Source organism: Acidobacteriota bacterium (assembly GCA_028875725.1).
Lineage (GTDB): Bacteria > Acidobacteriota > Thermoanaerobaculia > Multivoradales > Multivoraceae > Multivorans.
This window is the reverse complement of record JAPPCR010000017.1, coordinates 1-2,996: the sequence shown is the minus strand read 5'-3', so window position 1 is coordinate 2,996 and position 2,996 is coordinate 1. Positions and strand designations below refer to the sequence as shown.

Annotated in this window: 4 protein-coding genes; all 4 read right to left on the bottom strand. The window is 69.3% G+C overall.

The features are described 5' to 3' along the window. Positions 1-195: 195 nt before the first annotated feature. Complete coding sequence (locus OXI49_14510) at positions 196-1,797, bottom strand: IS66 family transposase (protein ID MDE2691724.1); 1,602 nt, start codon at positions 1,795-1,797, stop codon at positions 196-198. Between the two features lie 69 nt (positions 1,798-1,866). Continuing rightward, positions 1,867-2,214, bottom strand: coding sequence for an IS66 family insertion sequence element accessory protein TnpB (gene tnpB / locus OXI49_14505; protein MDE2691723.1), 348 nt, complete (start codon positions 2,212-2,214; stop codon positions 1,867-1,869). Beyond that, positions 2,211-2,606, bottom strand: coding sequence for a transposase (locus OXI49_14500; protein ID MDE2691722.1), 396 nt, complete (start codon positions 2,604-2,606; stop codon positions 2,211-2,213). Before OXI49_14500 ends, tnpB begins: the two co-directional genes overlap by 4 nt. A 59-nt stretch (positions 2,607-2,665) precedes the next feature. Then, the gene (locus OXI49_14495) at positions 2,666-2,899 is read right to left on the bottom strand and encodes a hypothetical protein (GenBank protein MDE2691721.1); all 234 of its coding nucleotides are present in this window, start codon (positions 2,897-2,899) and stop codon (positions 2,666-2,668) included. Positions 2,900-2,996 lie beyond the last annotated feature (97 nt).

Here is a 2,996-nt window from a genome sequence, read left to right as displayed (position 1 = left end):
CCGTATGCATCCGGTGAAGGCCGTCAGTGACGGTCACGTTGGTTCGGGCGTGGAGGTATTTGGCGGGAGTGGGAGTGGCCGCGCCTTTGCGGTCGACGGTGAATGACAGGAAGACGAAGGCCGGGCCGGACCCGCGGGGTCAGTCAGACCATCGGATCGGGGAGATGTGTGCCGGAAGGCGACGTGAGGGTGGGTTCAGGCGGCCCGATCGAGGCACTGCGCGGGCTGCCAGTTCCACGGAAGGAGTTCGTCCAGCCGGCTTTGCGGAGTTTCGGCGATGCGGCCGAGCACGTCGGCGAGCCAAGCCTGCGGATCGACACCGTTGAGCTTGGCGGTGCCGATCAGCGTATACATGGCCGCCGCCCGCACGCCGCCACGGTCCGAGCCGCAGAACAGCCAGCTCCGTCTTCCCAGGGCAATACCACGAAGCGCGCGCTCCGCCGCGTTGTTCGTCAGGCAGATGCGGCCGTCGTCAAGGAAGCGGGTAAAGCCCTTCCAGCGCTTCAGCATGTAATCCATCGCCCGGGCCACGGAGGAGTGGCGGGAGAGCTTCGCACGCTCGGCCCGCATCCATGCCTCGAAGGCGGCGACAAGCGGCGCGCTGCGCTCACGGCGCACCGCGAGACGGCGCCAGGCGGACTGGCCGTTGATCTCGCGCTCGATATCGAACAGCGCATCGATCCGCGTCACCGCCTCCAACGCCAGCGGCGAGATCGGCGGCGCGTGCTTGCCGCGCCTCTTGCCGGCCGCGATGTCGGCGAGTTCATAGAACTTGCGTCTCGAATGACCCCAGCACAGAGCCTCGATCACCCGCCCCGGCGATCTGTCGGCCGCGTACAGCCGGTTGAACCCGGCATAGGCGTCGGCCTGAAGCAGCCCGGCAAAATCCCGAAGGTGCTCGTAGGGGTGATCGCCCGAGCGGGTCCGCGAGTAGCGGAACAGCGCCGCCGGCGGATCCGGCCCACCGAACGGCTTGTCATCGCGCACATAGACCCAGGCCCGCCCGGTATCGGTCTTGCCCTTGGCCAGCACCGGCACCGGCGTGTCGTCGCCGTGCAGACGATCCGCCGACAGAACGTGGGCCGCGATCAGATCGTGCAGCGGCTTCAGCGCCACCGTGCACGCGCCCACCTGGTCGGCCAGGGTCGACAGGCTGAGGTCGACGCCCTCGCGCGCGTAGCGGTCGCGCTGGCGGTTCAGCGGCTGGTGCGCCCCGTACTTCTCGAACAGGATCATCGCCAGCAGGTTGGGACCCGCCCAGCCGCGCGGCGTCGGGTGGAACGGCGCCGGCGGCTGGCTGATCTTCTCGCAATCGCGGCAGGTGAACTTCTCGCGCACCGTCTGGATGACCTTCCACTGGCGCGGGATCACCTCCAGCGTCTCGGTCACGTCCTCACCGATCTTCGACAGCTTGTCCGAGCCGCAGCACGCGCAGGATGTCGGCCCCGGCACCACCACGCGCTCGCGCGGCAGGTGATCGGGGAAGGGCTTGCGCGTCGGCTTGCGGCGGGTGAACCCCTTGACCTGCGTCGTTCCGGCAGCCGCCTGTTCGGCAGCCAACTCGTCCTCGGTCGCGCTGGTCTCCAGTTCGTCGAGCGTGAGCTCCAGCTGGTCGAGAAGACGCTCCTTGCGCTCCGAGCGCTGGCCGAACAGCTCCCGCCGCAGCTTCTCGACGGTCAGCTTCAGGAAGGCGATCTCGGCCTCGGCATCGGACACCTTCGCCTCGGCGTTCGCGGCCCGCGCCTCGGCCGTCGCGAGGGCCTCCTTGAGGCGATCGATGTCGGGGCTGCCGTTCATGTGCGCAACGAATCACATGGCCCGATTCGTCGCCACAACAATCGCCCCGGTGAGTCATTTTGTTGCGGGTCAGCCCGCCCGCGACGGCCGCCAGGTCCGCACCGGGTTGCGCCAATCGATCCCCTCGAGCAGGTAGCCGAGCTGGGCGGCGCTGATCGACAACGCACCGTCGCCAGTCGATGGCCACGGGAACCGGCCGCGCTCCAGGCGCTTGGCGTAGAGCGATATCCCGAGACCGTCGAACCACAAAATCTTGACGAGGTCGCCTCGACGGCCGCGGAACACATAGAGGTCCCCCGCATGGGGGTCGCGCCCAAGACCCTCCTGGACCTGGAGGGACAGGGTGTTCATGCCGCGCCGCATGTCTGTCACGCCCGTCGCCAGCCAGACCCGGACACCGGCCGGAACCGGGATCATCGGGGTTCGAGAACCGCCAGAACCCGGGCCAGCGCCGGGGCATTGACCGTCGCGTCGACAACCACCCGCAAGCGACCGTCCAGCACAATCTCCATCCGCCCGTCCGACGCCGCAGCGCCGCCATCGTCCGAAATCACCTCGGCGGACGGCGCGACGACCACCGGAACGAAGGCGCTGGAGCGGGCCTCGCCACCCGCCTCGCGAAACTGGCGCCGCCAGTCGGACAACAGATTGGCGTTCATGTCGTGGCGTCTCGCCACCGCCGACACCGTCGCGCCGGACGCATAGCTCTCCGCAACGATCCGACGCTTCTCGGCTTCGCTCCACCGTCGCGCTCGACGACGTGTCCCACCGTCGTCCCCGGCCCTCGTATTCCCTTCCGTATTCAACATCGGCGATCGTCTCCGCGTGAACCACGGTGGGCACCAGAAGGGCGCCCACTTCCAATCGCTCAAACTCGCCGAAACTCACCGTCTCGCACAGACGGCCCACGCCGGATGCATACGTCCTGCCACGCGAGCAGCGCGAAGCGCCGCGCCGCCCGGTCGGCCGCGCCCAGGACCCGGACCGGGAAGGCCGCACCGTCCTCGAACACGGGCCGCGCGGCGTGTTCAGCCCACGCCGCGCGGTAGTCCGGGTTGCGCCGCAGATACGCCCAGGCCCGCGCCCCGTCGCCCGCAGCCATGGCAACGCGCGTCCGGCGCGCGGCCTACCAGCGTAGGGTCGCCTCGAACCCGGCCGTGTGCTCGGGCTCCGCCCCGTCGCTCTCCCTGCGCGTGGCC

Bases quoted from the DNA above. Each gene is read 5' to 3' on its own strand.
- OXI49_14500 (MDE2691722.1), bottom strand. From the start codon at position 2,606: ATGTTGAATACGGAAGGGAATACGAGGGCCGGGGACGACGGTGGGACA.
- OXI49_14495 (MDE2691721.1), bottom strand. From the start codon at position 2,899: ATGGCTGCGGGCGACGGGGCGCGGGCCTGGGCGTATCTGCGGCGCAAC.
- tnpB (MDE2691723.1), bottom strand. From the start codon at position 2,214: ATGATCCCGGTTCCGGCCGGTGTCCGGGTCTGGCTGGCGACGGGCGTG.
- OXI49_14510 (MDE2691724.1), bottom strand. From the start codon at position 1,797: ATGAACGGCAGCCCCGACATCGATCGCCTCAAGGAGGCCCTCGCGACG.